Here is a 223-nt window from a genome sequence, read left to right on the forward strand (position 1 = left end):
TCCATTTGGAAAGACAATGACTTACGGTGAAATTGCGAAAAGAATAGCACAACAAAGAGGGCTATCTAAAATGTCTGCACAAGCTGTCGGCGGTGCTGTGGGACATAATTCTATTTCTCTCATTATTCCCTGTCATCGTGTTGTCGGTACGAACGGAAGCCTGACAGGATATGCCGGCGGCATTGAGAAAAAAGTGCAGTTGTTAACATTAGAAAAAACAGAT

At 42.6% G+C, this 223-nt stretch carries 1 protein-coding gene; it reads left to right on the forward strand.

Annotation, left to right across the window (positions count from 1 at the left end):
- Positions 1–223: methylated-DNA--[protein]-cysteine S-methyltransferase (locus tag HJY11_RS14060; protein ID WP_208076511.1), on the forward strand; the 223-nt coding region annotated here is incomplete at both ends.

Origin of the sequence: Bittarella massiliensis (ex Durand et al. 2017), assembly GCF_017566145.1 — a bacterium.
GTDB lineage: Bacteria > Bacillota > Clostridia > Oscillospirales > Ruminococcaceae > Bittarella > Bittarella massiliensis_A.